24 protein-coding genes are annotated in these 25,732 nt (G+C 67.0%); 22 read left to right on the top strand and 2 right to left on the bottom strand.

The features are described from left to right. The 20 genes from GSQ87_RS01330 to GSQ87_RS01235 all read left to right on the top strand — a co-directional run bounded on the left by GSQ87_RS01330 (position 1) and on the right by GSQ87_RS01235 (position 22,187). Positions 1 to 1,215, top strand: coding sequence for an efflux RND transporter periplasmic adaptor subunit (locus GSQ87_RS01330; protein ID WP_158912772.1), 1,215 nt, complete (start codon positions 1 to 3; stop codon positions 1,213 to 1,215). Continuing rightward, positions 1,212 to 4,418 carry an efflux RND transporter permease subunit gene (locus GSQ87_RS01325; protein ID WP_158912771.1) on the top strand — a complete coding sequence of 1,069 codons (3,207 nt, stop codon included), beginning with the start codon at positions 1,212 to 1,214 and terminating at the stop codon, positions 4,416 to 4,418. Before GSQ87_RS01330 ends, GSQ87_RS01325 begins: the two co-directional genes overlap by 4 nt. After that, positions 4,415 to 5,815, top strand: coding sequence for an efflux transporter outer membrane subunit (locus tag GSQ87_RS01320; RefSeq protein WP_158912770.1), 1,401 nt, complete (start codon positions 4,415 to 4,417; stop codon positions 5,813 to 5,815). The genes GSQ87_RS01325 and GSQ87_RS01320 overlap by 4 nt, the downstream gene beginning before the upstream one ends. A gap of 106 nt (positions 5,816 to 5,921) precedes the next feature. Next, positions 5,922 to 6,221, top strand: coding sequence for a helix-turn-helix transcriptional regulator (locus GSQ87_RS01315; protein ID WP_158912769.1), 300 nt, complete (start codon positions 5,922 to 5,924; stop codon positions 6,219 to 6,221). Between the two features lie 68 nt (positions 6,222 to 6,289). Further along, positions 6,290 to 6,508 (top strand): hypothetical protein, encoded by a 219-nt coding sequence (locus tag GSQ87_RS01310; RefSeq protein ID WP_158912768.1) that lies wholly within the window; start codon positions 6,290 to 6,292, stop codon positions 6,506 to 6,508. Next, entirely contained in the window at positions 6,501 to 7,643 is a 1,143-nt protein-coding gene (locus tag GSQ87_RS01305; RefSeq protein WP_158912767.1) for a DNA cytosine methyltransferase, read from the top strand. Before GSQ87_RS01310 ends, GSQ87_RS01305 begins: the two co-directional genes overlap by 8 nt. Continuing rightward, positions 7,640 to 8,365 carry a GIY-YIG nuclease family protein gene (locus tag GSQ87_RS01300; protein ID WP_158912766.1) on the top strand — a complete coding sequence of 242 codons (726 nt, stop codon included), beginning with the start codon at positions 7,640 to 7,642 and terminating at the stop codon, positions 8,363 to 8,365. Before GSQ87_RS01305 ends, GSQ87_RS01300 begins: the two co-directional genes overlap by 4 nt. 162 nt (positions 8,366 to 8,527) lie before the next feature. Next, positions 8,528 to 9,265 (top strand): LuxR family transcriptional regulator, encoded by a 738-nt coding sequence (locus tag GSQ87_RS22625; protein WP_254062689.1) that lies wholly within the window; start codon positions 8,528 to 8,530, stop codon positions 9,263 to 9,265. Between the two features lie 162 nt (positions 9,266 to 9,427). Continuing rightward, a complete protein-coding gene (locus tag GSQ87_RS01290) occupies positions 9,428 to 9,745 on the top strand; it encodes a TrbC/VirB2 family protein (RefSeq protein WP_158912765.1) in 318 nt (105 codons plus the stop codon). After that, positions 9,745 to 10,008 (top strand): VirB3 family type IV secretion system protein, encoded by a 264-nt coding sequence (locus tag GSQ87_RS01285; protein WP_158912764.1) that lies wholly within the window; start codon positions 9,745 to 9,747, stop codon positions 10,006 to 10,008. The genes GSQ87_RS01290 and GSQ87_RS01285 overlap by 1 nt, the downstream gene beginning before the upstream one ends. Beyond that, positions 10,008 to 12,449, top strand: a complete 2,442-nt coding sequence (gene trbE / locus GSQ87_RS01280; RefSeq protein ID WP_158912763.1) for a conjugal transfer protein TrbE — start codon at positions 10,008 to 10,010, stop codon at positions 12,447 to 12,449. The genes GSQ87_RS01285 and trbE overlap by 1 nt, the downstream gene beginning before the upstream one ends. 292 nt (positions 12,450 to 12,741) lie before the next feature. Beyond that, complete coding sequence (locus GSQ87_RS01275; protein WP_158912762.1) at positions 12,742 to 13,458, top strand: conjugal transfer protein TrbJ; 717 nt, start codon at positions 12,742 to 12,744, stop codon at positions 13,456 to 13,458. Beyond that, on the top strand, positions 13,458 to 13,721 hold the full coding sequence (locus tag GSQ87_RS01270; RefSeq protein ID WP_158912761.1) for an EexN family lipoprotein: 264 nt from the start codon (positions 13,458 to 13,460) through the stop codon (positions 13,719 to 13,721). Before GSQ87_RS01275 ends, GSQ87_RS01270 begins: the two co-directional genes overlap by 1 nt. Before the next feature lie 24 nt (positions 13,722 to 13,745). Continuing rightward, positions 13,746 to 15,170 carry a P-type conjugative transfer protein TrbL gene (gene trbL / locus GSQ87_RS22970; protein WP_158912760.1) on the top strand — a complete coding sequence of 475 codons (1,425 nt, stop codon included), beginning with the start codon at positions 13,746 to 13,748 and terminating at the stop codon, positions 15,168 to 15,170. 24 nt (positions 15,171 to 15,194) lie between these two features. After that, complete coding sequence (gene trbF, locus GSQ87_RS01260; RefSeq protein WP_158912759.1) at positions 15,195 to 15,881, top strand: conjugal transfer protein TrbF; 687 nt, start codon at positions 15,195 to 15,197, stop codon at positions 15,879 to 15,881. A 2-nt stretch (positions 15,882 to 15,883) separates the two neighbouring features. Further along, the gene (gene trbG / locus GSQ87_RS01255) at positions 15,884 to 16,903 is read left to right on the top strand and encodes a P-type conjugative transfer protein TrbG (RefSeq protein ID WP_158912758.1); all 1,020 of its coding nucleotides are present in this window, start codon (positions 15,884 to 15,886) and stop codon (positions 16,901 to 16,903) included. Further along, positions 16,900 to 18,150, top strand: a complete 1,251-nt coding sequence (locus GSQ87_RS01250) for a TrbI/VirB10 family protein (RefSeq protein WP_158912757.1) — start codon at positions 16,900 to 16,902, stop codon at positions 18,148 to 18,150. Before trbG ends, GSQ87_RS01250 begins: the two co-directional genes overlap by 4 nt. A 34-nt stretch (positions 18,151 to 18,184) precedes the next feature. After that, positions 18,185 to 18,436: a DUF2274 domain-containing protein gene (locus GSQ87_RS01245; RefSeq protein ID WP_158912756.1), complete on the top strand. Its 252-nt coding sequence runs from the start codon at positions 18,185 to 18,187 to the stop codon at positions 18,434 to 18,436. Between the two features lie 149 nt (positions 18,437 to 18,585). Next, positions 18,586 to 20,466, top strand: a complete 1,881-nt coding sequence (locus GSQ87_RS01240; RefSeq protein WP_216838906.1) for an ATP-dependent endonuclease — start codon at positions 18,586 to 18,588, stop codon at positions 20,464 to 20,466. Further along, positions 20,463 to 22,187: a UvrD-helicase domain-containing protein gene (locus tag GSQ87_RS01235; RefSeq protein ID WP_216838904.1), complete on the top strand. Its 1,725-nt coding sequence runs from the start codon at positions 20,463 to 20,465 to the stop codon at positions 22,185 to 22,187. Before GSQ87_RS01240 ends, GSQ87_RS01235 begins: the two co-directional genes overlap by 4 nt. A gap of 10 nt (positions 22,188 to 22,197) precedes the next feature. Here GSQ87_RS01235 and GSQ87_RS01230 read toward each other — a convergent pair whose 3' ends face one another. Next, complete coding sequence (locus tag GSQ87_RS01230; RefSeq protein WP_158912755.1) at positions 22,198 to 23,622, bottom strand: hypothetical protein; 1,425 nt, start codon at positions 23,620 to 23,622, stop codon at positions 22,198 to 22,200. A gap of 480 nt (positions 23,623 to 24,102) precedes the next feature. After that, positions 24,103 to 24,498 carry a helix-turn-helix domain-containing protein gene (locus GSQ87_RS01225; RefSeq protein WP_158912754.1) on the bottom strand — a complete coding sequence of 132 codons (396 nt, stop codon included), beginning with the start codon at positions 24,496 to 24,498 and terminating at the stop codon, positions 24,103 to 24,105. Positions 24,499 to 24,630: 132 nt separating this feature from the next. Between GSQ87_RS01225 and GSQ87_RS01220 the strand changes: the two genes are divergently transcribed. Together GSQ87_RS01220 and GSQ87_RS01215 are read left to right on the top strand one after the other, a co-directional pair. Further along, the gene (locus GSQ87_RS01220; RefSeq protein ID WP_158912753.1) at positions 24,631 to 24,864 is read left to right on the top strand and encodes a helix-turn-helix domain-containing protein; all 234 of its coding nucleotides are present in this window, start codon (positions 24,631 to 24,633) and stop codon (positions 24,862 to 24,864) included. Positions 24,865 to 24,926: 62 nt separating this feature from the next. Continuing rightward, positions 24,927 to 25,700, top strand: coding sequence for a hypothetical protein (locus GSQ87_RS01215; RefSeq protein WP_158912752.1), 774 nt, complete (start codon positions 24,927 to 24,929; stop codon positions 25,698 to 25,700). The last annotated feature ends 32 nt before the right edge of the window (positions 25,701 to 25,732 follow it).

Below are 25,732 nucleotides of genomic sequence, written 5' to 3'. Positions count from 1 at the left end.
ATGACCCAGTACGCCAAGAAGGGCCGCCAAATGCAGCTACATCCAGCACTGACCCGCGCGGCCTTCGGCCTCGCCCCTCTGACCCTGCTGCTCAGCGCCTGCGGCGCCGCTCCGCCGCCCGCGCCGCCGCCGGCAGGCGTCTCCGTCGCGCCGGTCGCCACGCGGACCTTGCGCTCTTGGGACGATTTCACAGCGCGCCTGCAGCCGATCCAGAGTGTTGATGTTCGCCCTCGCGTCAGCGGCGCCATCGACAGCGCCAACTTCCCGGAAGGGGCGCACGTTCACAAGGGCGAGCTTCTTGTCCAGATCGACCCTCGTCCCTACGAAGCGGAGGTCAAACGTCTGGCCGCTCAGCTCCTCGCCGCCCGCGCTCAGGCGAGGTTGGCGCGGTCGGACGCGGACCGCGCGAAGCGGCTTCTGGGCGAGAACGCCATCGCCACCAACGAGTTCGAGCGCCTGGACGCTACTGCGCAAACGGCCGAGGCCAATGTAACGGCGGCCAGCGCCGCCCTGGATACCGCCAAGCTCAACCTGTCCTTCACACGGGTCGCCTCCCCGATCGACGGGCGCGTGTCCAAGGCGCTGATCACGCGCGGCAACCTGGTGGACTCCTCGAGCCTCCTGACCACGGTCGTCTCCGACGGGCCGATCTACGCCACCTTCTACGCCGACGAACATGCCTACCTTCGCTATGTCGCGTCCCAGCGGGGGGCGGGGTCGCCGGTCTTCATGGGTCTTATGACCGAGAAGGGCTTCCCCCATCGCGGCGCCCTGCGCTTCCTCGACAATACGGTCGATCCCAAGAGCGGCACGATCGGCGCCCGCGCGGTGTTCGATGACGCGGGAGGGCTCTTGACCCCCGGCCTATTCGCCCGTGTGCGGGTCGTCAGCTCCACGGCCTCGCCCCAGGCCCTGGTGCCGGAGGAAGCACTCGGAACCGACCTTGGAAAGCGCTTCGTCCTGGTGCTCGACCAAACCAATCACGTTCAGTACCGGGCGGTGACTCTCGGGCCGGCGGTCGCCGACCTGCGGGTCATCACCGACGGTCTAAAGCCCGGTGAGCTGATCGTCGTCGAGGGCCTCAACAAGGTAAAGCCGGGCGATCCGGTCACCCCCAAGCGCACCGAACTGACGATCTCGACCGAAGCGGAAGCCGCGCTCGGTCCCGCCAGTGACGGATCGGCCGGCGCCCCCTCGCAAGGACGCGCCAAGTGAACATCTCCGGATTCTTCCTGAGCCGCCCCCGTTTCGCGGGCGTGCTGTCGCTAATCATCGTCCTCGCGGGTCTGGTCTGCCTGCCGCTGTTGCCCGTCAGCGAATATCCCGAGGTTGTGCCCCCGACCGTCGTGGTCCGCACCGCCTACGCCGGCGCGGACGTGTCGGAAATCGCCGAAACCGTCGCCGCTCCGCTTGAGCAGGCCATCAATGGCGTCGAGGGGATGCTCTACCAATCCTCCCAGTCGACCGCCGATGGCGTGATGACTCTGACCATCACGTTCGCGCTCGGGACCAATCCCGACCAGGCGCAGGTGTTGGTGCAGAACCGCGTGGCGCAGGTGCTCTCACGGCTGCCGCCGGAGGTGCAGAAGGTGGGGGTCACCACCAACAAGGCCTCCCCGGACCTGATCATGGTGGTCCATCTGACCTCCGACCTGCCCCGCTACGACATGCTCTACCTGTCGAGCTACGCCCAGCTGCACATCAAGGACGCTCTGGCGCGCGACTACGGCGTTGGCGAGATCCAGCAGCTGGGGGCGGGCCCCTATTCGATGCGGATCTGGCTCGACCCGGACAAGCTCGCCGCCACGGGCATGACCGCGGGCGATGTGGTCAAGGCGCTGCGTGAGCAGAACGTCCAGGTGGCCGCCGGCAATGTTGGCGCGTCGCCGACGGCCGGCAAGGCCGCCTTCCAAATGTCCCTCAACGCCACCGGCCGCCTGACGACTGAAGACCAGTTCAGCGAGATCGTCCTGCGCACGGACGACGAAGGGCGCGTGACCCACTTGCGCGATGTGGCCAGGGTGGAGCTCGGCTCCGATGGCTACGGCGTGCAGGCGTTGCTGGATGACAAGCCCGCCGTGGCCATGGGCATTTTCCTTCGGCCGGGCACCAACGCCCTGCAGATGGAGCGGGAGGTCAAGAAGACCCTTGCCGAGCTGTCCAAGGACTTCCCGCAGGGCGTCCACGTTCACACCAACTACGACACCACGGGCTACGTGCAGGAATCGATCGACGCGGTCGTCCACACCCTCTTCGAGGCGATTCTGCTCGTCGTCCTCGTCGTGGTGGTGTTCCTGCAAAGCTGGCGAGCGTCGCTGATCCCGCTGATCGCGGTCCCGGTCAGCCTGGTCGGCACCTTCGCGGTCATGATGGCCTTGGGCTTCGGCTTCAACGCCCTGACCCTGTTCGGCCTGGTCCTGGCGATCGGCATCGTGGTCGACGACGCCATCGTGGTCGTCGAGAACGTGCAACGGAACATCGAGCTGGGTCATCCGCCTTTCGAGGCGGCGCGTAACGCCATGAAGGAGGTCACCGGACCGATCGTCTCCACCGCCCTGGTACTGTGCGCGGTGTTCGTGCCCACCGCCTTCATCACCGGCCTGACCGGGCAGTTCTATCGCCAGTTCGCCCTGACCATCGCCATCTCCACGGTGATCTCGGCGTTCAACTCCCTGACCCTGTCGCCGGCCCTGGCCGCGGTCCTTCTGAAGTCCGCCGATGCGCGCAAGGACTGGCTGGAACGGGCGATGGATCGCTACCTCGGCTGGCTGTTCCATCCCTTCAACCGCGTCTTCGACCGCGCCCGCGGCGGTTATGTCGGGCTTGTTCAGCGCGGCGTGCGCCGCTCGCCCGTCGTGCTGGTGCTCTATGCCGGACTGATCGCACTGACCTTGTTCGCCTTCAGCAAGGCGCCCTCGGGGTTCGTGCCGCCGCAGGACAAGCTCTACCTGGCGGGGATGGTCCAACTTCCAAGCTCGGCCACGGTCGACCGGACGCGCGCGGTGCTGCACCAAATGGACGAGATCGCGCTGAAGACGCCGGGTGTGGCGCACACCTTCGCCTTCCCCGGTCTGTCGATCGATGGACTGGTCGCCAACCCGAGTTCCGGCGCCTTTTTCGTGATCCTCGACGACTTCAGCTTGCGCCATGCCAAGGGCCGGTCGGCGGCCGAGATCACCCAGAGCCTGAGCCAGAAATTCGCCGCCTTGCCGGGCGGCCAGGCCGTGGTCTTTCCCCCGCCGCCCGTGCAGGGCATCGGCACCATCGGCGGGTTCAGGATGCAGCTCGAGGATCGCGCCGGACTGGGGGCGGAGGCGCTCAACAAGGCGACCGAGGACCTGATCGCCACGGCTTCCAAAGATCCCCGCCTGGCCGGCGTCTTCTCCTCCTACCAGATCGGCGTTCCGAAGGTTCATGCCGACATCGACCGGGAAAAGGCGCGCGTCGAGGGCGTGTCGCTGACGGACCTCTTCGAGACCCTGCAGGTCTATCTCGGCTCGCTCTACGTCAACGACTTCAACCGGTTCGGACGCACCTACCAGGTCAACGTCCAGGCGGACCAAGCCTACAGGCTCCAGCCGGAAGACGTGGAGCGGCTCCAAACCCGCAACGCGGCTGGTCAGATGATCCCGCTCGGCGCCTTCATCACCACCAACCTGTCGACCGGACCGGATCACGCCTCGCACTACAACGGCTATCTGACGGCCGAGATCAACGGCCTGCCCGGCCCGGGCTATTCGACGGGCCAGGCGCAGAAGGCGCTTGAGGAGATCGCGGCCAAGACCCTGCCGCAGGGCATGGGGTACGAATGGACGGGCCTGACCTACCAGCAGATCCTGGCGGGCGACACGGCGCTGTTCGTCTTCCCGATCTGCGTGCTCTTGGCCTTCCTCGTACTGGTCGCCCAGTACGAGAGCTGGACCTTGCCGCTCGTGGTTATCCTAATCGTGCCGATGTGCTTGCTCTGTGCGCTGCTTGGCGTGCTGGCCACGCGGTCGGACAATAACGTCTTCACCCAGATCGGCCTGATCGTCCTGGTCGGCCTCGCCTGTAAGAACGCGATTCTGATCGTGGAATTCGCTCGCGAGCGAGAGATCGCGGGGGAGCCCCTGCTCACCGCTATTCTCGACGCCTGTCGACTGCGTCTTCGGCCGATCCTGATGACCTCGTTCGCCTTTATCATGGGGGTTCTGCCCTTGGCGCTGGCGACCGGGGCGGGCTCGGAGATGCGTCGGGCCATGGGCGTGGCGGTGTTCTCCGGAATGCTCGGGGTCACCCTGTTCGGCCTGGGGCTGACGCCAATCTTCTACTGGACGATCCGCCGCCTGACAGGCGTGCGCCCCTTGAAGACCCGTCGCGGCGGCGCGCCTACCGAGGTTTCCACCGACCCGCATCCGCCGGAGGGCGTTCAGCCATGATCCGTTCTGCGAATATCGGCCTGCTGGCCGGCCTGGCCGGCGGCATCCTGCTCAGCGGTTGCGCCGTGGGACCCCATTATCAGCCTCCGGTCGACGCCGCCGTGGCGGTTCGAAACACCGACCCGGCCTTGGAGTCCGACACGTCTCCCGAACCGACCTGGTGGCGCAGCTTCGGCGACCCTGTCCTGGACAGCCTGATCGAACGCGCCCTGGGGTCGAATCTCGACGTTCGCCAGGCGGTGGCTCGGGTCGACCAGGCGCGGGCGTTGTTCTCCAGTTCCAAGTTCGAGCTGTTGCCGCACATCACCAGCAACGCCGGCTACACCCGCAGCGACGAGCAAATCCCTGGCCTTACACCCGGGCGGGTCAACATCGAGTCGGCTGACATTGGTCTAGACGCCGCCTGGGAGGTTGACCTGTTCGGTCGTGTCCGACACGGCGTGGACGCGGCGGCGCGTGAAGCCGGGGCGGCGCAGGCGGATCTTGACGGCGCCAAGGTGTCCGTCGCCGCCGAAGTGGCGATGAACTACCTGCAGCTTCGCGGCGCACAGGCCCGGCGCAATGTTGTCGAACAGAATGCGCAAAGTGAGCGCGAGACCCTCAAACTCACGAGCCTGCGGGTCAAGGAGGGGTACGCGGAGCCGGCCGATCGCGAGAGCTCCAAGGCCCAACTCGGGGCCGTCGAGGCGCTGATCCCGGCCCTCGACGCGCAGATCGCCCAAGCCGCCCAACGGTTGGCGGTCCTGACGGGTGAGCGGCCTGGCGCGCTGGATGTTGAGCTGGCCGCGCCGGTTACGATCGCGCCGCGGGTGACGCCCCTGCCGATTGGAGACGCCTCGACCTTCTTGCGCCGACGTCCAGATGTGCGCGCCGCGGAACGCCGGCTCGCCGCCGAAACGGCGCGGACCGGCGTGGCAACGGCCGATCTCTTCCCGCGTGTGACCGTCACAGGGTTTGTCGGCCTGCTCACCGGCGACGTTTCGAACCTGTTCGCCAAGAATAGCCAGGCTTGGACGGTGAGCCCCGCCGTCACTTGGCCCGCCTTAGACATCGGCAGTCAGCTCGCGCAGCTTCGGGCGCAGAAGGCGAAGGGACACGAGAGTCAGCTGGCCTATGAAAAGACCGTCTTGGGGGCGATCGAGGACCTGCAAGACGCCCTGACCAACTACAAGCTGCGGCAGACCGAGCTTTCCAAGCTCGTCGAAGAGGTTGATGGCGCCCGCAAGGCGGCCGACCTGGCCCGGATGCGCTACCAAGCGGGTGGCAGCGACTACCTGCGGGTCCTCGACGCCGAGCGCGTCCAACTTCAGGGCGAAGACGCCCTGACGCAGGCGCAAACTGCGAGCAACACCGACATCGTCGCGATCTACAAGGCGTTGGGCGGCGGTTGGAGTTGAATCCCGTTCCCCCGACGCGCGCGGCTGCCGCGATCCCGGCACCCCGGCGGCGCCCCAGCTCCCACGGCCCCATCGGGTCTGTCCGTATTCGACGCCGGCAGTGGCGATGCCCGCCTCTTCCAGGGTCGGGTGTGAAGGTCTGAGCGGAATGGATGGTCACGGAGACCTGTCGGGCAATCCCAGCGCTGAGACGCTGGCAGCCTTGCTCACGGCGCGGCAACTTGAGTGTTTGCAGTTGGCGGCGGAAGGCCATGCCTCCGCCGAAATCGGCCGTCGGCTCGGATTATCGGCCCGCACCATCGACGACCACTTGGCCGTCGCGTGCCGCCGTCTCGGCGTCAGGTCGAGGATCCAGGCGGTCGCCATCGCCCTCACTGTCGGACTGATCCGGCCACCTGTGGCTTAAAATCTGGGGGGTGAACAAAGCAGAAACCTCGCCTCGACGTGGCGCCACTGAGGCGCCAGAGTGGCTCCATGTCCTCTGATTCGAACGCTACGACCGTCCGCAACCTCGATCGCCTGAATCTGCGCCTGCCGGCCGAGACTTTCGCGGAAATCGACGCCATGCGGGCCACCCGGCCCGGAGCCGTCTCGCGCAACACCTGGATTACCGAGGCCGTGGAGGAAAAGCTCGCGCGAGAGGGCACTTCGGGCCAACCGCTCCACGTCACAGGGCGCCGCGTCCATGGGTAAGTTCTACGAGTTCTTTGCCGGCGGCGGTATGGCGCGCATGGGTCTCGGCCCCGAATGGTCGTGCCTCTTCGCCAACGACTTTGATTTCAAGAAGGGCCTGACCTATCAGGCCAACTTCGGCGCCGCCGAGCTGAAGGTCGACGATATCCGCAAGGTCACGGCGGGCGACCTGCCGGGTGTGGCCGACCTGGTCTGGGGGTCCTTCCCCTGTCAGGACCTGTCGCTGGCCGGCGTCGGGGCCGGCTTGAAGGGCGAACGGTCCGGGACCTTCTATCCGTTCTGGGACGTGATCGCCGCCCTTCGCGCCGATGGGCGCGCGCCCAAGATGGTCGCCCTGGAGAATGTCTGCGGGACCCTGACATCGCACGGCGGCAAGGATTTCGAGGCGATCTGCCGGACCTTTGCCAAGGCGGGCTACCGGTGCGGCGCCCTCGTCATCAACGCCGACCTCTTCTTGCCGCAGTCGCGTCCGCGCCTCTTTGTCATCGGCGTGCGGGCCGACGTCGCCATCGACCCGGCCCTGCTCTCGCCTGAACCGCTGGAGCCGTTCCATACCCGCGGGCTCTGCCGCGCCGTCGCGAGCCTGCCGGCCGCGCTGCGCAACAAGATGCTGTGGTGGAACCTGCCGACCCCAAGCCATCGGCTGCGCACGTTCGCCGACGAGATCGAGGACAACCCCTTGAGCGTCGCCTGGCACACGCCCGCCGAGACCCAGGCCCTGTTGGCCAAGATGTCGCCGGTCAACAAGGCCAAGGTCACCTCCGCCCAACGTGCGGGACGGCGCATGGTCGGCGGCGTCTACAATCGGACCCGCCTGAACGAGCGCGGCGTGAAGGTGCAGCGCGCCGAGGTTCGTTTCGACGATGTGTCCGGTTGCCTGCGCACCCCGGCCGGCGGGTCGAGCCGCCAGACGATTCTGGTGATCGACGGCAAGAAGATCCGCTCGCGCTTGATTTCCGCGCGCGAGACTGCGCGGCTGATGGGCCTGCCCGACGACTACAAGCTGCCGAAGAACTACAACGAAGCCTACCATTTGACCGGCGACGGGGTGGCGGTGCACGTCGTGCGCCACCTGGCCCAGCATATCTTCGAACCCCTGCTGGGCGAGGCGGTCCAGGCGCGCGAGGTCGCGTGAGCGACCTCTTCAGCCGCAACCCGGACTCCGTCAATTTTCCGCCGTTCGAGACCGAGGACCTGCGGTCCAATCTCACGACCTTCCTCGACTCTCCGTTCCAGGATCCATCGGGAGAAACCCACCTGGTCGGCAACTACCGGTGGGGCGTTTACGCCTTCTTCGACTACGACGGCGAGCCGATCTATGTCGGCCAGACCAACGAGCGCCTGCGCACACGCATTCGCCGACACCTGACCAATCAGCGGACCGACGCGGTGGCCATGTCCGTGCTCGACCCCTTCGAAGTGTTCGAGATCGAGGTCTGGCCGCTGCCGCAGTTCGAGGCCTCCAACCGAAACGACTTGGACGCCCGACACCATCTCGACGCGCTCGAGCGCCTGATCACCGAGGAGGCGGTCCAACGCTCGCAGTTCAAGGCGATCTTGAACGAGAAGGACCCGCCTCCGGGCAAGCTGGCGGTGGAAGCCCCGCCATCCTTTCGCCGTCGCATCGTCTCCGAACGGGTTCACGAGCTGCGCTCGCACCCCGACTTCCGCATCGCCCGCCGCGCGCTGATCATCTCCCGCCTCGCCCAAGTGATCGCGGAGCGGAAAGTGCAGGGCGGCTTGCGGCGCGTGCTTCTGACCCAGTCCAAGCGGCTCCAGTGGCTGGCCGAACGCCGCTACCAAGCGCTCGGCGGGTCGGCCTCGGTGGCGACCGAGGCCGAGGGCGAAGACACCTAATTCACAGCTCCGGTTAGGCCGGGGATGGTCCGCACCCGGAGAGACCCGTAGTCCTACGGTGTGGAGCTTACGGCGTTGCATACAACTACTGCGCGCGGAATTCTCGACTCATACTCGACGTAAGAAAGCGGCTCTCTAAGGGGTCAGGGAGCGAGACGCACGTTGACCTATGAAGCGCAAAGAGGGCTGGCGAAGCGTGTCTTTGACACTTTGCGCGCGGCGCCAGAAGCGCAAACCTTTCAGGAATTGACGGACGTCTTCAAGCCGACCGTGAATGACATGGGGTTTACTTACTTTTCGGTCGTCGAGGCGTCTGTAATCCCAAAGAACCGGACCCTGAACGTGCTGTTCGGTCAACCCGATGCCGCTTGGGTCGACGTCTACGATCGCGAGCGGCTCGCTGGGGTCGATCCTCGGATGCGGCACATGCTGGGGTCGGCGGAGCCGGCCTTTCTCTCCGAGCTTGCGCCGCGCCACGAGGTGGCTGAAGACCAGCTGTTCCTCGCGCGCTTCGGCTCTTACGGTCACACGGACTGCTACGTCTGGCCGGTCCATTTGCCCGAGGGCGGGGTGCGGGCCGTCCTGATGGTGAGCGACGCCGCCGAGCTGGGGATCGACGCCCGGACTGCGGCTGGCGCGCTGGCGTCGGCCTTCCATGCCGCAGGGGCCAAGCTCCTGCGTCGCCTCAAGGCCGCCAGGAGTGGCGGGGTGGAGCTGAGGCCGCGCCAGTTGGAGTGCCTCTACTGGGCCCGCCAGGGCAAGAGTTCCGCCGACATCGGCCACATCCTTGGAATCTCGGCCCGCACGGTCGACGAGCACATCGGCCACGCCTGCGAAGCGCTCGGTGTTCGGACCCGAATTCAGGCGGTCGCGCGCGCCGTCGTACTGGGCCTGTTCTGACCCGTAACCTTGCGGGTCGAAGAAAACGCCATGTCGCGCAAAAGTAATCTCAACGCACCGTCCTAGGTTCGACCTTAGCCATACGGTCGGCGCGCCTCACACGATTGCGCCGCGCTGGCTAGGTGATTTGCACAGGCCTCGCGAAGACGAGGGAGTGCTTGTATGCGCAAGGCTTTGCCATGGCTGTTGCTTGGGGGTCTGCTTGCCCTAGCCCTGGCCGAACCCGCTTACGCCACCACCAGCAGCACGGCCATGCCGTGGGAGGCGCCGCTGCAGAGCGTGGCGGACTCGATCACCGGCCCTGTCGCCAAGGCCATCGGCGTGATCGCTATCGCCATCACAGGGCTTGGCTTCGCTTTTGCCGAGGGCGGCTCCGCCCTGCGCAAGGGCCTCGGCATCGTCTTCGGCCTGGCCATCGCCTTCACCGCCACCACCTTCCTCACCAGCTTCTTCAGCGTCACCGGCGGGGCGGTGTTCTGATGTCCGGGCGCATCGAGGGCCTGGAGATCGCCTTCCACAACGCGCTCTCCGAGCCGATCACCATCGCCGGCGTGCCGCGCATGGTGGCGATCCTGAACGGCACCATGGCCGCAGTGATCACGCTGGGCCTGCAGGTGCCGTGGCTCGGCATTCCCCTCGGCCTGGCGGTTCATACGGTCGCCTTCTGGCTGACCAAGACCGATCCCTACTTCTTCGATCACCTGCGCCGTCATCTGCGCCAGAAGCCGTATCTGGACGCCTGATGCTGTACTTGCGCGAGTACCGGCCGAAGGCCACCCGGCTGTTCGACCATCTGCCATGGGTGGCCCTGATCGCGCCGGGCGTGGTGCTCAACAAGGACGGCAGCTTCCAGACCTCGCTGCGCTTCCGTGGACCCGACCTCGCCAGCGCCACCGACAGCCAATTGGTGGCCGCGCGGGCCCAGATGAACAACGCCTTGCGGCGCCTTGGATCGCGTTGGTGCCTCCATGTCGAGGCTGTTCGCGAGCCATCGCAGCACTACCCCGACGGCCGCTTCCCCGATCCGGTCTCGGCGCTGGTCGACGAAGAACGCCGCGCCGCCTTTGAATCGGAGGAGCGGCACTTCGAGAGCCGGTTCTTCCTAACCCTGACCTATCTGCCGCCCGAGGATTCCATCGGCCGCGCCGAGAGCCTGGTGGTGGAGAATTTGCCAAACGGGCGCGGCGCCGACGCCCTCTACCGGGCCGCGCTCAACGACTTTCGCGCCACGGTGCGCCAGCTCGCCGACATCCTCGCGGGCGTCATGCCCGAGGTCGCGCCGCTCAGCGACGACGAGACCCTGACCTATCTGCATGCCTGCATCTCGACCAAGCGCCACTGGGTCAAGACGCCCGACACGCCGGCGTATCTCGACGCCTTCCTGACCGACGACGACTTCCAGGGCGGCCTCTACCCGCGGCTCGGCAGCCACTACATGCGCACCCTGTCGATCCGGGCCTATCCGTCGGCGTCCTCGCCTGGGATCCTCGATCGGCTCAACACGCTAGGCGTGGGCTATCGCTGGGTCTGCCGCTATCTGCCCCTCGACAAGGAGGATGCGCGGGCCACCCTCAACACCATCCGCAAGCGCTGGTTCGCCAAGCGCAAGGGCGTGATGGCCCTGATCAAGGAGGCCGTCACCCGCGAGCCGACCGTGCTTGAGGATTCCGACGCCATCGCGCGAACCGAGGACGCCGATGCGGCCCTCGCCATCCTCGGTGGCGACGCGGCCTCGATGGGCTATTTCACCCCGACGGTGACCTTGACCGACCCCGATCCTGACCGCCTGGCGGCCAAGGTGCGCGAGGTCGAGGCCGCCATCCATCGGGTCGGCTTCGTCACCAAGGTGGAGGACGTCAACGCCGTGGATTCTTGGCTCGGGTCCCTGCCCGGCCAGGCCTATGCCGACCTGCGCCGACCGCTGGTCAGCACCTTGAACCTTTGCGACATGCTGCCGATGAGCGCGGTGTGGCCGGGCCCTCGGCGCAACGGCCACCTCTCCGAGGAGCTGCCCAAGCGCGGCCATCCGGGCGACCAACCGCCCCTGATGCACGCGCGGACCGCCGGCACCACGCCCTTCCGGCTGGACCTGCACCAGGGCGACGTCGGCCACACCATGATCGTTGGACCCACGGGCTCGGGGAAGTCGGTGCTGCTCAACACCTTGGCCCTGCAATGGCGCCGCTATCCCGAGGCCCAGGTCGTCATCTTCGACAAGGGGGCGAGTTCCCGCGCGGCCACGCTGCTGGCCGGCGGCGCCTTCTTCGATCTCGGACCCGGCGGCGATCTCGCCTTCCAGCCGCTGGCCGACGTGGACCAGCGCGAGAGCCGCACCTGGGCTCAGGAATGGGTGCAGGACCTGGTCGCAGCCCAGGGTGCGCCCGTCACCCCGGCGGTCAAGGAGGAGGTCTGGACGGCGCTGAACAACCTGGCCGCCGCGCCGCGGACCCAGCGGACCCTGACCATGCTGGCGGCGACTATCCAGGACCACGCCGTCAAGGCGGCTCTGCAGCCCTATACGCTGAGCGGACCGCACGGCGTCCTGCTCGACGCCCAGGAGGACACCCTGTCGGCGGCGTCCTGGCAGGCGTTCGAAATGGCCGACCTGATGGCCAACCGCTCCGCGGTCGTCCCGGTGCTGACCTACATCTTCCGCGCCCTAGAGGGTCGGTTCGACGGCCGCCCGACCCTCCTGGTGCTCGACGAGGCTTGGCTATTCCTCGACCAGGGCGCGTTCGCGGGCAAGATCCGCGAGTGGCTGAAGACCCTGCGCAAGCTCAATGTGGCCGTAGTGTTCGCCACCCAGAGCCTGGCGGATGTGGCGCAGTCGTCGATCGCGCCGGCCCTGATCGAGAGCTGCCCGACTCGCATTTTCCTGCCCAATCCGGACGCCCAGACCCCGCAGGTGGCGCGCTTCTATGAAGGGTTCGGACTGAATGCCCAGCAGATCCGCATCATCAGCCAGGCCGCGCCCAAGCGGGAATACTACTACCAGTCGACGGCCGGGAACCGCCTGTTCGAACTGGGCCTGGGTCCGGTCGCCCTGGCCGCCGTCGCCAGCAGCTCGCCCGGCGACCAGCAGATGATCGACCGCGTCCTTGAGCCCCACGACGGGGGGTTCGCCGCACGGTTCTTTGCCGCCAAAGGCCTGCCGGAGGTGGCCGCCTTTCTGGAGGGCGGATGAGGCCGGCCGCGCTCTCCAGCCAGGACGCCCGGAGGCTCGGCCGCCTCGCCAGGTTGCCGCCCGCGCTGACGCGCACGCCGCGTCGGCGGCGGATCACGCTGGTCGCGGCGGCCTCGCTGGCGGCGGGGACGGTGGCGATAGGCGTTGCCGCACACCGGCCCGCAGGGTTAGCCTCGGGCCTGTTTCTGGGCTGCGCCGTCGCCTGCGCCCGGTTCATCACTGAGCCACAGTTCGTCCGCCTCGAAGGCATGGGTCTGTGGCCGCCCCCCTCATTTGAACCGGAGCCAAAGGCATGACCCGCCTGACCCATGTCCGTCGTCTGACGGCCCTGTCCCTGACCCTCGCCCTGATCGCCGCGCCGAACGCCCACGCGCAGCTGACGGTTTACGATCCCGCCACCTACGGCCAGATGCTGTCTCAGGTCTCCAACAGCCTGAAACAGATCTCGCAGATGGAGACCCAGATCACCCAGGCCGAGTCGATGCTCGCCTCGATCCCGGGCGACGTCACCGGCCCCTTCCTGCAGATCCGCAATCAGGCCCTGCAAATCATGCAGCAGGCGCAGGGGCTGGGCTACCAGACCGCCAACCTCGCGTCGGGGTTCAACACCGCCTACCCGACATCGATGACCGGGCAGAGCGCGACCCAGATCAACGCGGCCCTGGCCGACTGGCAGGCGCGCACCCGCCAGACCCTGCAGGACGCCATGGCCATGCAGAACCAGGTGGTGGCGGGCCAGGCCACGACCTCCTCGGCGGTGAGCTCGGCCGTGACGTTGTCCCAGGCCGCCGGCGGCCAGACCGCGGCGGTGCAGGCGACCAACCAGCTCCTGGCCACGGTCTCCACGCAGCTGACCCAGTTGCAGAACCTGTTGATGACCACGGCGCGGGCGGCCCAGACCGCTCAGGCGGAGCAGCAGGCTCAGACCGCCGCCGCCCAGGCGGAATCCACGCGGGCGCTGACCTACACCGCGCCGGCGAGCCGCATCACCAACGCTGGGCACCTGTGATGCGGCGGCTGATCCTCATGCTTGGCGCCGCTGTGGGCTTGCTGTCCGCCTGCGGCCAGCCACACCCGTCCCACGACGTGGCCTACTACCGGGCCAACGCCGACGCCCGCCAGGCCGAGGTGGCGGACTGTTCGTCCAACCCCGGCGGCGCCAGCGCGTCGGACTGCCTCGCCGCGCTAAAGGCGGCGGGCGAGGCGGAATCGCAAAGGGCCCTGCCCTACCAGCCGCCGGCCAGCCGCTTGAAGAACCCGGGCCAGCTCTGATGGGCGCGAGGGGGAGGCATCGACATGGCCACCGCTGACTCTGCGGCGCTCGACGACTTTCTCAACACGTTCCGCACCCAGGTCGACTCGGGGTTTGGCCTGATCTCAGGCGACGTGGGTTCGGTGTTCGGCGTCCTGGTGGTGATCAGTGTGGCGATCACCGCCCTGCTCTGGGCCATCGACGAGACCCAGAACGTCACGGCGGCCTTCATCCGCAAGATCCTGTTGGTCGGCTTCTTCGCCTGGCTGATCAGCAGTTGGCACAGCCTGTCGGTGACCGTTGTCGAGGGGTTCACCGCGCTCGGCCTGAAGGCCGGCTCCGGCTCGCTCTCGATCTCCGACTTCATGACCTCGCCGTCCAAGATCGTCGGCGACGGGTTCAAGGACGCCTTCGCCCTCGTCCAGTACATCGGGCAGCTCTCGCAGCAGGGCTACGGCCTCGGCTTCTTCAACCACTTCGACGTCATCCTGGTCGCCGCCGTGGCCGCGATCGGCATCATCATCGCCTTCATCATCCTGGGCGTCGAACTGGCGGTCACGATCATCGAATTCCACATCGTCACCTTGATCGCCTTCGTGACGGTGCCGTTCGGGATCCTCGCCCAGACGGCCTTCATGTCTGAACGCGCCATCGGCTACGTGGTCTCGGTCGGCATCAAGCTGATGGCCCTGGCCCTGGTAGTCTCCATCGGCGAGAGCGTCTTCACCAGCTACACCGTCTCCGCTCAACCGACCGTGCCCGAAGAGTGCGGCCTGCTGCTGGCCAGCGTGGTCATGCTCATGCTGGCCCTGAAGATTCCCGGCATCGCCGGCGCCCTGATCAGCGGCGGCCCCCAGCTCAGCGGCGGCTCGACCATCGCGGGGGCGGCCGCCCTGGCCGCCGGGGTCGGCGGCATGGCGCTGGCCGGCCGCATGGCCGGGGCCGTCGTCGCGCGCGGCGTCGCCCAGGGCTCCGAGGGCGCCTCCAAGGTCAGCGCCGCCAATGCGGCGGCGGGCGCCGGCAGCGAAAGGTCCGGCTCCGCGCCGCCCGGCGGCGGCGGCGGTCCCAGCGTCGGTGGCGGCGGCGGTGGCGACGGCGACGGCGGTGGAGGCGGCGGCGGCGGCGGAGGCGGCTCGGGCGGGGGCGACACCCCCGGCGGCGGGCCAGCACCTGTCAGTCCGGCCGAAACGATCGCCTCGATCCGGCGTGCGCCCGTCCAGTCCCTCGTCGCCGCGGGCGTTCGGGGCCTCTCGGGCGGGGCGCGCGGCGCCGCGGCCGACGAAGACGAAGCGCCCTCGCCCCCGCCGCCTGAGCCCGCGCAAACCGTGGCCAATTTGAAGGCGCGCCGCTCGAACCTGTCCGATGTCGTGGCCATGGAAGGCGCCCGGATGGCGACCCAGGCGCACGAAGACGGCGGCGGCGCCGGCATGACCCCGACTCTGCATCCCAACGATCCGAAGAGCGAGTAACGCCATGGGAGCTTCCCCCCAGCCATGAAGTCGGCCTTCTCGCGACCCCAGGAGCGCTATGGCGACTCCACCCCCGTCGATACGCCCTATCGGCGCGCCGCCCAGGAGTGGGACCAGCGCATCGGCTCGTCCGTCGTCAGCGCGCGCAACTGGCGCATGATGGCCTTCGGTCTTCTGGCCCTCGAGCTGGCCACCTTCGGCGGCTATGTCTACGAGCGCCAGAACACCCACATCGCCACCTACGTGATTCCGGTCGACAAGTACGGACGGCCCGGCCGGATCGAGGTCGCCGGCGCGGGCTACAGCCCCAGCCAGGCCGAGTTGGGTTACTTCGTCGCCGACTGGGTGCGCCTGGTTCGCTCCAAGAGCACAGACCCGATCATCGTCCGGCAGAACTGGACCAACGCCTATCACTTCGTCTCCGCCGAGGCCGGGGTCCAGCTGACCGCCTACGCGCGGACCAACGACCCCTTCGCCAAGGTCGGCCAGGAGGCCGTCGACGTCGAGGTCGTCTCAGTGCTGCCGCGCTCGCCCAAGACCTACCAAGTCCAGTGGCGCGAGACGGTTTACGACCAGGGCGGCCGGGGCGAGACCTCCAACTGGACGGGCCTTTTCACCACCACGCAGAAGCCGCCGCTGAACGAAGCGGAGCTACGGGCCAACCCGCTCGGTCTGCTCATCACCTCATTCCAATGGAGTCGGGAGCTCTAAGCATGGCGACGCCCAGCACACTTCTCAGGGTCGCCGCCGTCGCGAGCCTTGCCCTTGCCGTCTCGCCCGTGGCTGACGCCGCGCCGGGGCCTATCCCGCCAGCTTCGGCGCCCGCGCCCGCAAACCTGCCGCCCGCGCCGGTCCCCTACGCGCGGTTGGCGACCGCGCCGGCCGCAACCCCGCCGCCCGCCGTCCCGCCGATGGCCAAGCGCCGCCGTGAGGCGGTCACGCCGCAGATGCGGGCCATTCGCGCCGCCAACGCCGCCGCCTTGTCTGGTCCGGCGCCCAATGCCTTCGTCAACGCCGCGCTGATCTATGACTACGAGGCGGGACGTCTTTATCGGATCGACGCCAGTCCCCGCTTCTTGACCACCATCGTGCTTCGGCCGGGCGAGCATCTGATCTCTAAGGCCGCGGGCGACACCATCCGCTGGTCGGTGGGCGAGACCAGCCAAGGAGCCGGCGACCGGGCGCAGGTCGAGGTGGTGCTCAAGCCCGTGCGCGGCGGCCAGCGGACCAACCTGGTGCTGACGACCGACCAACGAACCTATTTCCTGGAGGCGGTCAGCCACGACGAGCCGATCTACACCAGCGTCATCTCCTGGAATTATCCGCTCGACGACATGCGCGAGGCTCAGGCCGCCGCCGCTCAGGCCAAGCTCCTGGCCGAGACCGCGGCCGCCGCCCACGCCGCGCCGGTCGTGCAGGCGAACCTGCCGATCGACCGCCTGAACTTTGGCTACCGCATCGAGCATCCGAAGGCCAAGCATGCGCCGCCCTGGGAACCCTCGCGGGTGTTCGACGACGGATCCAAGACCTATCTGCAGTTTCCCGCCACCATGGGCTCGAGCGCTGCGCCGCCTCTGTTCTTGGTCGGCCCCGGCGGTCAGGCCGAGCTGGTCAACTACAGGGTCAAAGGCGACTTCTACATCGTCGATCGACTGATCGACGTGGCCGAGCTGCGCTTGGGCGAGAAGCCGCAGACCATCGTGCGCATCACCCGCACGGGGAGCCGCGGATGAGCGATACCGCCTCCGTCGGCGGGCCGGAGCCCAAGGCGCCGGCGGCCGCCATTCTCGGCGTGCCCCGCAACCCGGTCACCCGCTATCGCCGCCAGGTGGTCGCGGCCATTGCCGTGACGGTCCTGGTCATCTTCGCCGTCGCCCTGATGATCGGCTTTCGGCCGAACAAGCCCGTGGCCAAGGGGCCGGGCGATGCCGACAAGACCGCCACGCCGGGCGGAAGCCTCGCCGGGCCGGACTTCGGGACCCTGGCCAAGAGCTACGGCGATCCGAACGGGCCAATCGGCCAGGCGCCGGCGGCATCGAGCCTGCCGAACGGGGAGACGACGGCGCCGGGGAACGCGGCCACGGGTGCGACGCGGGTCCAGGCCCCCTCCCCCGACCAGCAGCAGTCGATCGACATGGCGCGCAACGCCCGCACAGCCAGCCCGTTTTTCGCACACGGGTCCGATGGCGTCCCAGCGCCGACCCAGGCGCCGGCCTACTCGGGTTTTCCCCTCGCGGTCCCTGCGCTGGCGCCAGGCGCGACGCCGTCCGGCCCAGCTGGCGGCGCGGGTGCGGCCGACCGGATGCTTCCAGCCAGCGCCGTCCAGAACATGCAGGATCAAAAGCGCGCCTTTATCGAAAGCGCCGGCCAAAAGGCTGACTACGTGGCCGACGCCTATCAGCACCCCGTCTCGCCCTTCGAAGTGAAGGCCGGCAGCATCATCCCGGCCGCGCTCATCACGGCGCTCAACTCGGATTTGCCGGGCGAGATCATCGCCCAGGTGACCGAAGGCGTTTTTGACCACGCCACGGGCCGGACTCTTCTTATCCCCCAGGGCGCCCGGCTGGTCGGCAAGTACGACAGCCAGGTCGCCTATGGCCAGAACCGTGCCCTGATCGTGTGGAACCGCATCATCCTGCCGGATGGGCGGTCCATCGATCTTGGTGTCATGACGGGCGCCGACCTGTCCGGCGCCAGCGGTCTCGCCGACCAGGTCGACAGCCACATCAGTCCCATGATGCGCGCGATCGCGCTTTCAACCGCGATCACCGTGGGCGGCGCCATCGCCGAGAACTCGGCGGCGCGCTCCAGCGGCAACCTGGTGCTCAACGACGCCGCCGGCGGGGTCTCCTCGCAGGCGTCGCAGGTTGGGCAGCGTTTCGTCGATCGCGAGCTGAACCGGCAGCCGACCATCAAGGTCCGCCCGGGCTGGCCGCTCACCGTTCTAGTCAGCAAGGACCTGGTGCTCGAACCCTACTGACTAAAGTTTTCCATACCCTCAGAAAGGACCGCTTATGGCGCGCACGCGTGACCAGGCCCATGTCGCCCTGCCCAAGATCGAGATCGACGAACCCAAGCACCTTCGGCTCAGCCTCAAAGGCCGCCTCTGTCAGGAGCTGGAGGCCTACCGGGCCGCCTACAAGGAAGCTTATGGCGTCGAGGTGGAGCTGGAGGCCCTGATCCCGCACATGCTGGAGACCTATATCCAATCGGACCGCGCGTTTCGGACGTGGCGCAATGGTCGCCAGCAGGCGGCAGCGGAATAGCGCCCAAACCATATGGTAGCTAGTAGCTAGCGGTCTGAAGATGGCTTCACGCGCGCCATGTCCGCAGCGTATTGCCCGAACACAACCCAGGCTTCACCATGGCGCCAAATGCGGAGCCTGGAATCGGTTTAGATCGATGGCCCGACGCGATGCGGGAGGGCCTGGTGTACCTAGAGAAACTCGGGCTCAAAAACTTCCGCTCCTTCGAGCAGACGGAAATCCCACTGTGCAAGGACCTGACAATCCTTGTCGGTGAGAACAATGGCGGCAAAAGCAACGCCATCGACGCGATCCGGCTCTTAACCCAGCCTCTCGGGGGCCGCCGGGAGATTTACTGCGAAACCACAGATATTCGGTTCGGCAGCTCAAACAGGATGTTTGAACTCAGCGGGGCCTTCACGGACCTGAGCCCCGGACAACGAGGGCGCTTGATTACCGCCGCGACCGATACGGCCATCTCGGGTTGTGTCTTCGGCGTGAAATACGACGAGACCACGGGACGCTTCCCCGTCCGACCCCAGGTGTGGGCCGGCAGCCAACGGGGCAACCCCGAGCCCGGCTGTCATGAGTGCGTTCGTCACGTCTATCTGCCGCCGCTCCGCGACGCCAAACGCGCGCTGGCGTCCGGCAATCCGACCCGGATCTATGCCTTGCTCAACCACTTCCTGGACGGCGGTTCGCCAGAGGAAGTCGCCAAGGCGCTGCGTCGAGGCGCCGACGCTGACATTCTCGGCAAGGTCGGCGGCGCGGTTGAAATTGGCCTGTCGGCGCTGACGGCGGGCGTTCGGCGCCAAGCCGCCTCGCTCGGCTTTGCGAGCGAGGAGAAGCTGATCGATATCGCTCGCGATCTCAGGTTCAAGCTGGCCGATCACGGGATCGAGCCGGAAGATCTGCGCTACTCCGGCCACGGCTACGCCAACCTTCTCTACATGGCCACCATCGCGGTGGAGCTGGAGAAGGTGAATGACGCGGACCTGACCCTGTTTCTGGTCGAAGAGCCCGAGGCGCACCTGCACCCGCAACTTCAGGCCGCGGTGTTGAGCTTCTTGGATGAACAGGCGACCAAGTCGCGTATCCCGCGCGAAGGTCACCAAGGACCCGCAGGTGAACTTCAGATCATTGTGGCGACCCATTCGCCCAATCTGTCCGCCTGGGTCGAGAGCCGGAAGCTCGTGTTCTTCCGGTCCCATTTGCCGCCAGCCCCCGACCCTGTTCCCGAGGTGGCGGCTGCGACAGAGGAGCCGGCCCAGCCCTTGGCTGGCGTCCCGGCCGAGATCATGCCCGAGATCGAGCCGAACCCCGTTATTGCGGCCGGTCGGCCCCGGCGGGTCACCCGGTGTATCCCGCTCGCGAAGCTGGCGCTGACCGACATCGAGCGGCGCAAGATCGACCGCTATCTCGATGTGACGAAGTCGGCCTTCCTGTTCGGAGGGCGGGTGTTGCTGGTGGAGGGCATCGCCGAAGCCCTGTTGCTGCCGGTGATCGCCAAGAAAATCATCCTGAAGGACGATGTCGAAAAGCTGCGGCTGTTCCGCTCGGCGGTGTTCGTCCCAATCGACGGCGTCGATTTCGACCCCTATGCGAAGTTGTTGCTCACCGCCTACGAGGACGTGCGTATCGCCGACCGGCTGGTCGTTTTGACCGATGGGGACGGCGGGGATGTAGCGGCCGGGCAGGAGACGCCGGGGGCCGCGCGCAAGCGTAAGCTGACCGCGTTGGCCAAGGGGTTGGGCGCCGAGGCGCTGCTCGACGTCATCGTCAATGACTATTCGCTGGAAAGCGAGCTAGTGCGCGCCGGTAATGCGGCCACGATGAAGGCGGCCTACGAAGTCCTTCATCCGCAATCAGGGGCGAAGTGGGACGCTGCGGTGAGTCAGGCCGGGGCTGCGCAGGCGGCCGCAGTTCAGAAGCTGTTCGAGACCACCCGGAAGGGCGACTACGCCCAGGTGTTGGCCGATGCGATCAACCAGGACGCCGCCTTCACCGTGCCCGGCTATCTAAAGCTGGCCATCGAGGCCTTGGTGGTGTGATCACCAAGCCGTTCAAGCCCACGGACGAACAGGCCCGCGTCATCGCGCACGGCGGTTCGGCCTTCGTGGCGGCCTGCCCAGGGGCGGGCAAGACCCGGGTGATGGTTGAACGGGCGCGGCGCTGCATGTCCGCCCGGGGATCGGGCCGCGGGATCGCGTTTCTGTCCTTCACCATCGCGGCGGTTTCGGAGCTTGAAGACAGGCTCCGCCGGGAAGGGCTAATCGACACGCCAGCCTTCCCGCATTTCATCGGCACCTTCGACGCCTTCCTGTGGCAACTTTTCATCGCGCCGTTCGGGATCGACGGCTGCGCGGAACGACCAAGGTTGATCCCCGACAAGGATGCCCGGGACATCCAGCCCTATGACGGGGCGCAGGTCCTGAAGTTGGACTGTTTCGATCGGTCGACCGGCGCGGCGATCGCGGAGAAACTCACCCGCGCCGGCTTTCGCGGAAGCATCAAGGCCCATGAGACGGCGGCTCGGAACCTGCGCCAACGGCTCCTTGACCGCGGCGAGCTCGATTTCGCCGACGCCCGGGAGGTCGCCTTGAAGCGGCTTCGTGACCCGGCGTGCGGCGCGGCGCTGGGTCCAGCCTTGGCTGGCCGCTTCCAAGAGCTGATCGTCGACGAAGCCCAGGACTGCAATCCCGTCGACCTTGAGATCATCGACTGGTTCCGCAAGGCAGGCACGCCGGTGAAAGTCATTTGCGATCCCAACCAGGCGATCTACGGCTTCCGCGGCGGGGTGACCCACGAGCTGATCCAGTTCGCCCAGAGCTTCCCCGACGCCGAGCGCCTGCCGATGTCGGGCAACTTTCGGTCCAGCCGGCACATCGCGCGGGGGATCGTCGCCCTGCGCCCGGCCCCTCAACGAGCCCTGATCGATGAGGCGCTCGGAGTGCACCGGGATGAGCCGACCGCGGTGCGGATCCTGTCCTATTCCGGCCGCGGCGTGCCTGCCGCCATCGGGGTGACGTTCCGCGAGCTGACGCACGCCCTGGGCCTCGCCGCGGAGGACTGCCCCGTGGTGGCCGCCACACGGCGGACCGGGGCCAACGCCTTGGGGCATCCCCCTGATGATGGCGTTCGCGACCTCAGCTACCGGCTGGCCGTCGCCATCAGCGACTTCCATTTCTCGTTCGAGATGGGAGGGCGCAAGGAGGCCTTGGAGGCGATCCATCGGATCATGCTCCAGGTTGCCGGCCAGCTTGGGGTCAAGACCTACCATCAGCATCTGAGCGAGGCAGATATCGAGCCCGCAGACTGGCGCCCGAGCGCGCTCGCGATCGCCGACGCCTTGAAGTTCCGCGCCGAGCGGTTCGCGACGGCGCAGGCGTGGCTCGATGAAGCACGCCGCCTTTTCGAGCCCCTGCTCCCGCTCGGGGGCGGAACGATCAAGCAAAAGCTCCGATCGAACGATGACCTGGGCAAGGCCCTTGCCGCTGGACCCCCGAACGGCCACCCGGCGCGGACCATCCACAGCGTCAAGGGCATGGAGTTTCCCGCCGTTTGCGTCGTGATGACCACGACGGCCAAGGGGATCATCGATCATCTGACGGCCGGCGGCGCGGCCGCCGACAATGAGGAGGCGCGGAAAATCTATGTGGGCGCCTCGCGGGCGGAGCGGCTGTTGGTGATCGCCTTGCCGCGAACCCAGGCCGAACGGCTCCGGGCGCTGATAGCCGGCACGGGCGCCAGCGTCTCTGTGACCCAGATCTGACCGCGCCGGCCTACTCGGCGGCGGCGGCGCCCTTCGGAGACCGGTCATAGGCCAGCAGGGCTTGGATTTGGGCTCTGCTGTCAGCAGGGGACGGCGGAGATGGTCGCGGTAAAGTGGGGATGAGGGGGAAGGCGCCGTCGTCGTCCGGGACATCGAAATCGAGGTTCGCGAGAGCCCCCGCGCCGTCGTACCGACGATTGAACACGGCGACCGGATGTTTCAGGAAGTGCTGGTCGAACATCGTGGCCATTCCCGACGCCGACAATCGCGCAAGTTCCGCGCGGACGTCGGGACCGGTCTTCCAACCGATGGCGTACCGGCGCGTTTTGGAGCGCGCTTCCTCCAGCCGGGCGACCGCGGCATCAGTGAATCCGCCGCTGGTCCAGAACTCGAAGTGGATTTCAGAGCTGTTGAATCGATCCTCCGACTTGGTGGCCCGGTAGAGCCCGGGCACCGTGTCCGTCAGCCACTTATCGATCTCCTCGACATCTATCAGGTGATCGGGCTGGTAGCCCTTGCACTCGTAGATCCAGACCTCGCCGGCGACGATCCGGCGCACATCGATCTCGGCGCGGAAATCGTCGAGACGGACGAGGTGGTTGATGTCGATCGAGCCGCCGAAGCGCGCCTGTACGACGTGGCCGACGACGAGTTCGAACAAGGAGCCGCGCAGATTTCGATCGGCCCCATGGATGCTGCCCAGCTTGTCGAAGAGCTCGCCGATCACTTCCGGCTTGGCGACCGCGATCGCGGCAGCCTTGCTGAGGGTCTCAAGTAGCGTGGCCAAGCCGACGGCGACGTCCCGGCCGAACAGATTCTTCGGTGTCGCCAGCATCAGACCCTTTTGGCGGCCGAGATTGAACGCCTCCTGGGTGAAGCCGTCCGCCATCAGGATCGGCAGGAACGGGGGCAGGTTCTTCAGGTAGCTCGACAGGGTGAACTTGCGAACGAAGGCCGCGACGGCGTGTTCGTTGACGGCCGCCCCGGCGATCACATCGGCGACGAGAAATCCCGGCTGGGGAGCGCCGTCTTTTCGGCGGCGGACAATCGGCGTCATATAGGACGGTCCGCAGAGATCCCAGTTGAAGGTCCCGAAGGTGGGCAGGTGATCGGCCTCCCCGCGGATTTCGATCTTGTCGTAGCTGGCCACGCCGAGCCGCCTCGCCCAGTCCCGTAGCGCCAGCAGCAGCATCTTCTCGACCAGGATCCGAGCCCTCAGCCGCTGATAGTTCGGGTGGCCAAGGTATCCATCCGCCCGCAGCGAAACGACGGGGCCCAGACCCTGCAGTTCCCCTCGTTCGACGAGGTGAACCGCTTCGAGGCGCTGCAGGACCGTTTCGCTGGAGACCTGGCCCTTTTGCCGGATCGGCGATCCGCTGATGATCGAAAACTCGTCCAATGGGACGACACCATCGCGCGCCTGCAGCGCCGCCAAGGCCGGACCGTAGGCTGGGCTGGCCTCGTGGATGTCGCGCGCCAGCGAGCGCCAGTAGACTTCCTTGCCGTCGTGCTTGACGTGGTAGAGGAACCTTGCGTTTCGAGGAAACACCAATCCCATGAGACGATGAACATTGGGGCCCGCGCGGCTGATCCGCTGCCGCGCCACATCGGGGGACATGCCTTGCGCCACCAGCTTACGGGCGATGTCGGATGAGAGCCCGGGGCCTTCGTTCAGAAGGATCATTTCGACCGGATTCAAAGGAAGACCCTCCTTGTCACACTGCGCTATTTATAATGATACTACAGGGCGAGGCTTCCATTGTCGCGTCGGTCGCGCAAGTGGTATTAAGGCAATGAATTCAGATGCATAAAGTTCGGTGATGGCGGGCGTTCGGCCGCCCCGTGTCACGGTCGCTGTCACACGGGTGATAGCGAGCCCGGTTCGCGGTGGATTTTATGCCTCAACGACACCGGGCTATGCGCCGAGCTGATCCTCCTGGTGGACAAGTTCTTGGGCGAGCTTGACGACATGCCGGCGCAAGCGGCGGCTCTTCAACATGGTGAAGGCCTCAGCCAGATCGGCCCCTTCGTCGGTGGCGGCGAGGAGGTCGATCGCGGTCGGTGGCACGCCTTGGAGCGCGTCTCTTGAGAGTGTCAGGAAGTCGGTGATCGGCGCCTTCATGATAACCGCCAACTCCAGCAACTGAACGGCGGAGATCGCGGCGGCGCCGCGCTCGAAGGCGCCGATTCGGCGTTTGCTCAGCTGCAGCCGATCGGCGAGCGCCTGACGGGTCAGGCCGGCGGCGGTGCGGCAGGCCCGCAGCCGCGTCCCGAGTCTGAGCCGTTCCATGTTCAGCTGTTGCTGTTCCATCGTCTGCCCCGTGGAGCCGTGTCGCCCGGTCGGCGGGCCAGGATGCACCCATACCGAAGCTGACCGCAAAGACGCTAGAGATAAGTCACTATAGTGACTGGCGAAGATCGGCGTTCCGCCAGTCCGTGCGGTATGCGTCTGAGTAAAGCGTTCGGTCAGAACGTCCGACAGTTGAGGAAGAAGAAGGGCCTGTCGATCGAGGCGTTGGCGGATGATGTCCGCGTGGCCACCACCTATGTCGGCCAGCTGGAGCGCGGTCAGCGCAATCCCACCTTGGCGATGGTCGAGAAGTTCGCCGAGGTCCTGGGCGCGGAGCCTCTGGATCTGTTGAAGACGCCCGCCGTCGAGCCGGACGCGAAGGCTTAGGTCTTCGCCGGGCGGGCGGGCAGACTTACGTCTGCGCACGGTCTCGTGCGGGAGGACCCGCCATGGACCCGTCGGACTATCCTGAAGACTATGACGAACCTGATCAGAGCCCCGATTGGGCGGACGCCGCGACCTTGGATCCCGGCGCCTTTACCGCCGCCCTGCGGCAACTGACGATGCTGGGGAGCGACCCCTTCCTCAGCATGCAGGTGACCAATCTCGGCCTGGTCGACACCTTCATCAATCTGCTTGAGAGCCGGCTGATGCGCGAGCGGATGACGCAAGACGGGACCCCGCCCGACACCGCTTTCGTGCTTGCCCAGTCGCAGATGTGGATATTCGCGGCCTACGAGTTGCTGCGCACCTGGAAGCAGCGGGTGAAGGACACGATGAAGCTGATCAAGGAAGGCCGCGTCGAGGCGCGCCTCGCGCAGCTGGAAAAGCCCCTCTCCTACCGGCACACCGCCCGCGAGATGCGCGCAAGCCAGCTGCGGACCATCGCCGCGCTTCCCAACGCGCTGGACGTCCTCGATGCGGACCTACGGCGGATCCATGTGACCTTCGGTCTGATGGAGGCCCTGCGCATGGCGCTGGCCAAGCATGAGGTGCCCAAGCAGCGGGACTCAGTGGCGTTCGCACCGGGCTATGGCCGGATCAATCTGTGGAACGGGTCGATCGACTTCGAGCTGTCGACGGACGCGGGGATTTTGGGGACGACCAGTCACCGCGAATTGGCCGAAGGGCTTCGCGCCATGTTCCAGGAGCCGCCGCAGAGCTGGGACGAGCTTGCGGGGTTCGACGCCTACCTGAAGGGACCACCCGCCCCGCCGTTCTGACCCGCAGGCCTACGGGTTGCATCCCGCGCAGA

Source organism: Caulobacter sp. S45, assembly GCF_009765965.1.
Classification (GTDB): Bacteria; Pseudomonadota; Alphaproteobacteria; order Caulobacterales; family Caulobacteraceae; genus CAHJWH01.
Note: the sequence above shows the minus strand (reverse complement) of the source record. Positions and strands in the feature narration are given on the sequence as shown.

Bases quoted from the DNA above. Each gene is read 5' to 3' on its own strand.
- GSQ87_RS01330 (WP_158912772.1), top strand. From the start codon at position 1: ATGACCCAGTACGCCAAGAAGGGCCGCCAAATGCAGCTACATCCAGCA.
- GSQ87_RS01320 (WP_158912770.1), top strand. From the start codon at position 4,415: ATGATCCGTTCTGCGAATATCGGCCTGCTGGCCGGCCTGGCCGGCGGC.
- GSQ87_RS01315 (WP_158912769.1), top strand. From the start codon at position 5,922: ATGCCCGCCTCTTCCAGGGTCGGGTGTGAAGGTCTGAGCGGAATGGAT.
- GSQ87_RS01310 (WP_158912768.1), top strand. From the start codon at position 6,290: ATGTCCTCTGATTCGAACGCTACGACCGTCCGCAACCTCGATCGCCTG.
- GSQ87_RS01305 (WP_158912767.1), top strand. From the start codon at position 6,501: ATGGGTAAGTTCTACGAGTTCTTTGCCGGCGGCGGTATGGCGCGCATG.
- GSQ87_RS01290 (WP_158912765.1), top strand. From the start codon at position 9,428: ATGCGCAAGGCTTTGCCATGGCTGTTGCTTGGGGGTCTGCTTGCCCTA.
- GSQ87_RS01285 (WP_158912764.1), top strand. From the start codon at position 9,745: ATGTCCGGGCGCATCGAGGGCCTGGAGATCGCCTTCCACAACGCGCTC.
- trbE (WP_158912763.1), top strand. From the start codon at position 10,008: ATGCTGTACTTGCGCGAGTACCGGCCGAAGGCCACCCGGCTGTTCGAC.
- GSQ87_RS01275 (WP_158912762.1), top strand. From the start codon at position 12,742: ATGACCCGCCTGACCCATGTCCGTCGTCTGACGGCCCTGTCCCTGACC.
- GSQ87_RS01270 (WP_158912761.1), top strand. From the start codon at position 13,458: ATGCGGCGGCTGATCCTCATGCTTGGCGCCGCTGTGGGCTTGCTGTCC.
- trbL (WP_158912760.1), top strand. From the start codon at position 13,746: ATGGCCACCGCTGACTCTGCGGCGCTCGACGACTTTCTCAACACGTTC.
- trbF (WP_158912759.1), top strand. From the start codon at position 15,195: ATGAAGTCGGCCTTCTCGCGACCCCAGGAGCGCTATGGCGACTCCACC.
- trbG (WP_158912758.1), top strand. From the start codon at position 15,884: ATGGCGACGCCCAGCACACTTCTCAGGGTCGCCGCCGTCGCGAGCCTT.
- GSQ87_RS01250 (WP_158912757.1), top strand. From the start codon at position 16,900: ATGAGCGATACCGCCTCCGTCGGCGGGCCGGAGCCCAAGGCGCCGGCG.
- GSQ87_RS01245 (WP_158912756.1), top strand. From the start codon at position 18,185: ATGGCGCGCACGCGTGACCAGGCCCATGTCGCCCTGCCCAAGATCGAG.
- GSQ87_RS01240 (WP_216838906.1), top strand. From the start codon at position 18,586: ATGCGGGAGGGCCTGGTGTACCTAGAGAAACTCGGGCTCAAAAACTTC.
- GSQ87_RS01225 (WP_158912754.1), bottom strand. From the start codon at position 24,498: ATGGAACAGCAACAGCTGAACATGGAACGGCTCAGACTCGGGACGCGG.
- GSQ87_RS01220 (WP_158912753.1), top strand. From the start codon at position 24,631: ATGCGTCTGAGTAAAGCGTTCGGTCAGAACGTCCGACAGTTGAGGAAG.
- GSQ87_RS01215 (WP_158912752.1), top strand. From the start codon at position 24,927: ATGGACCCGTCGGACTATCCTGAAGACTATGACGAACCTGATCAGAGC.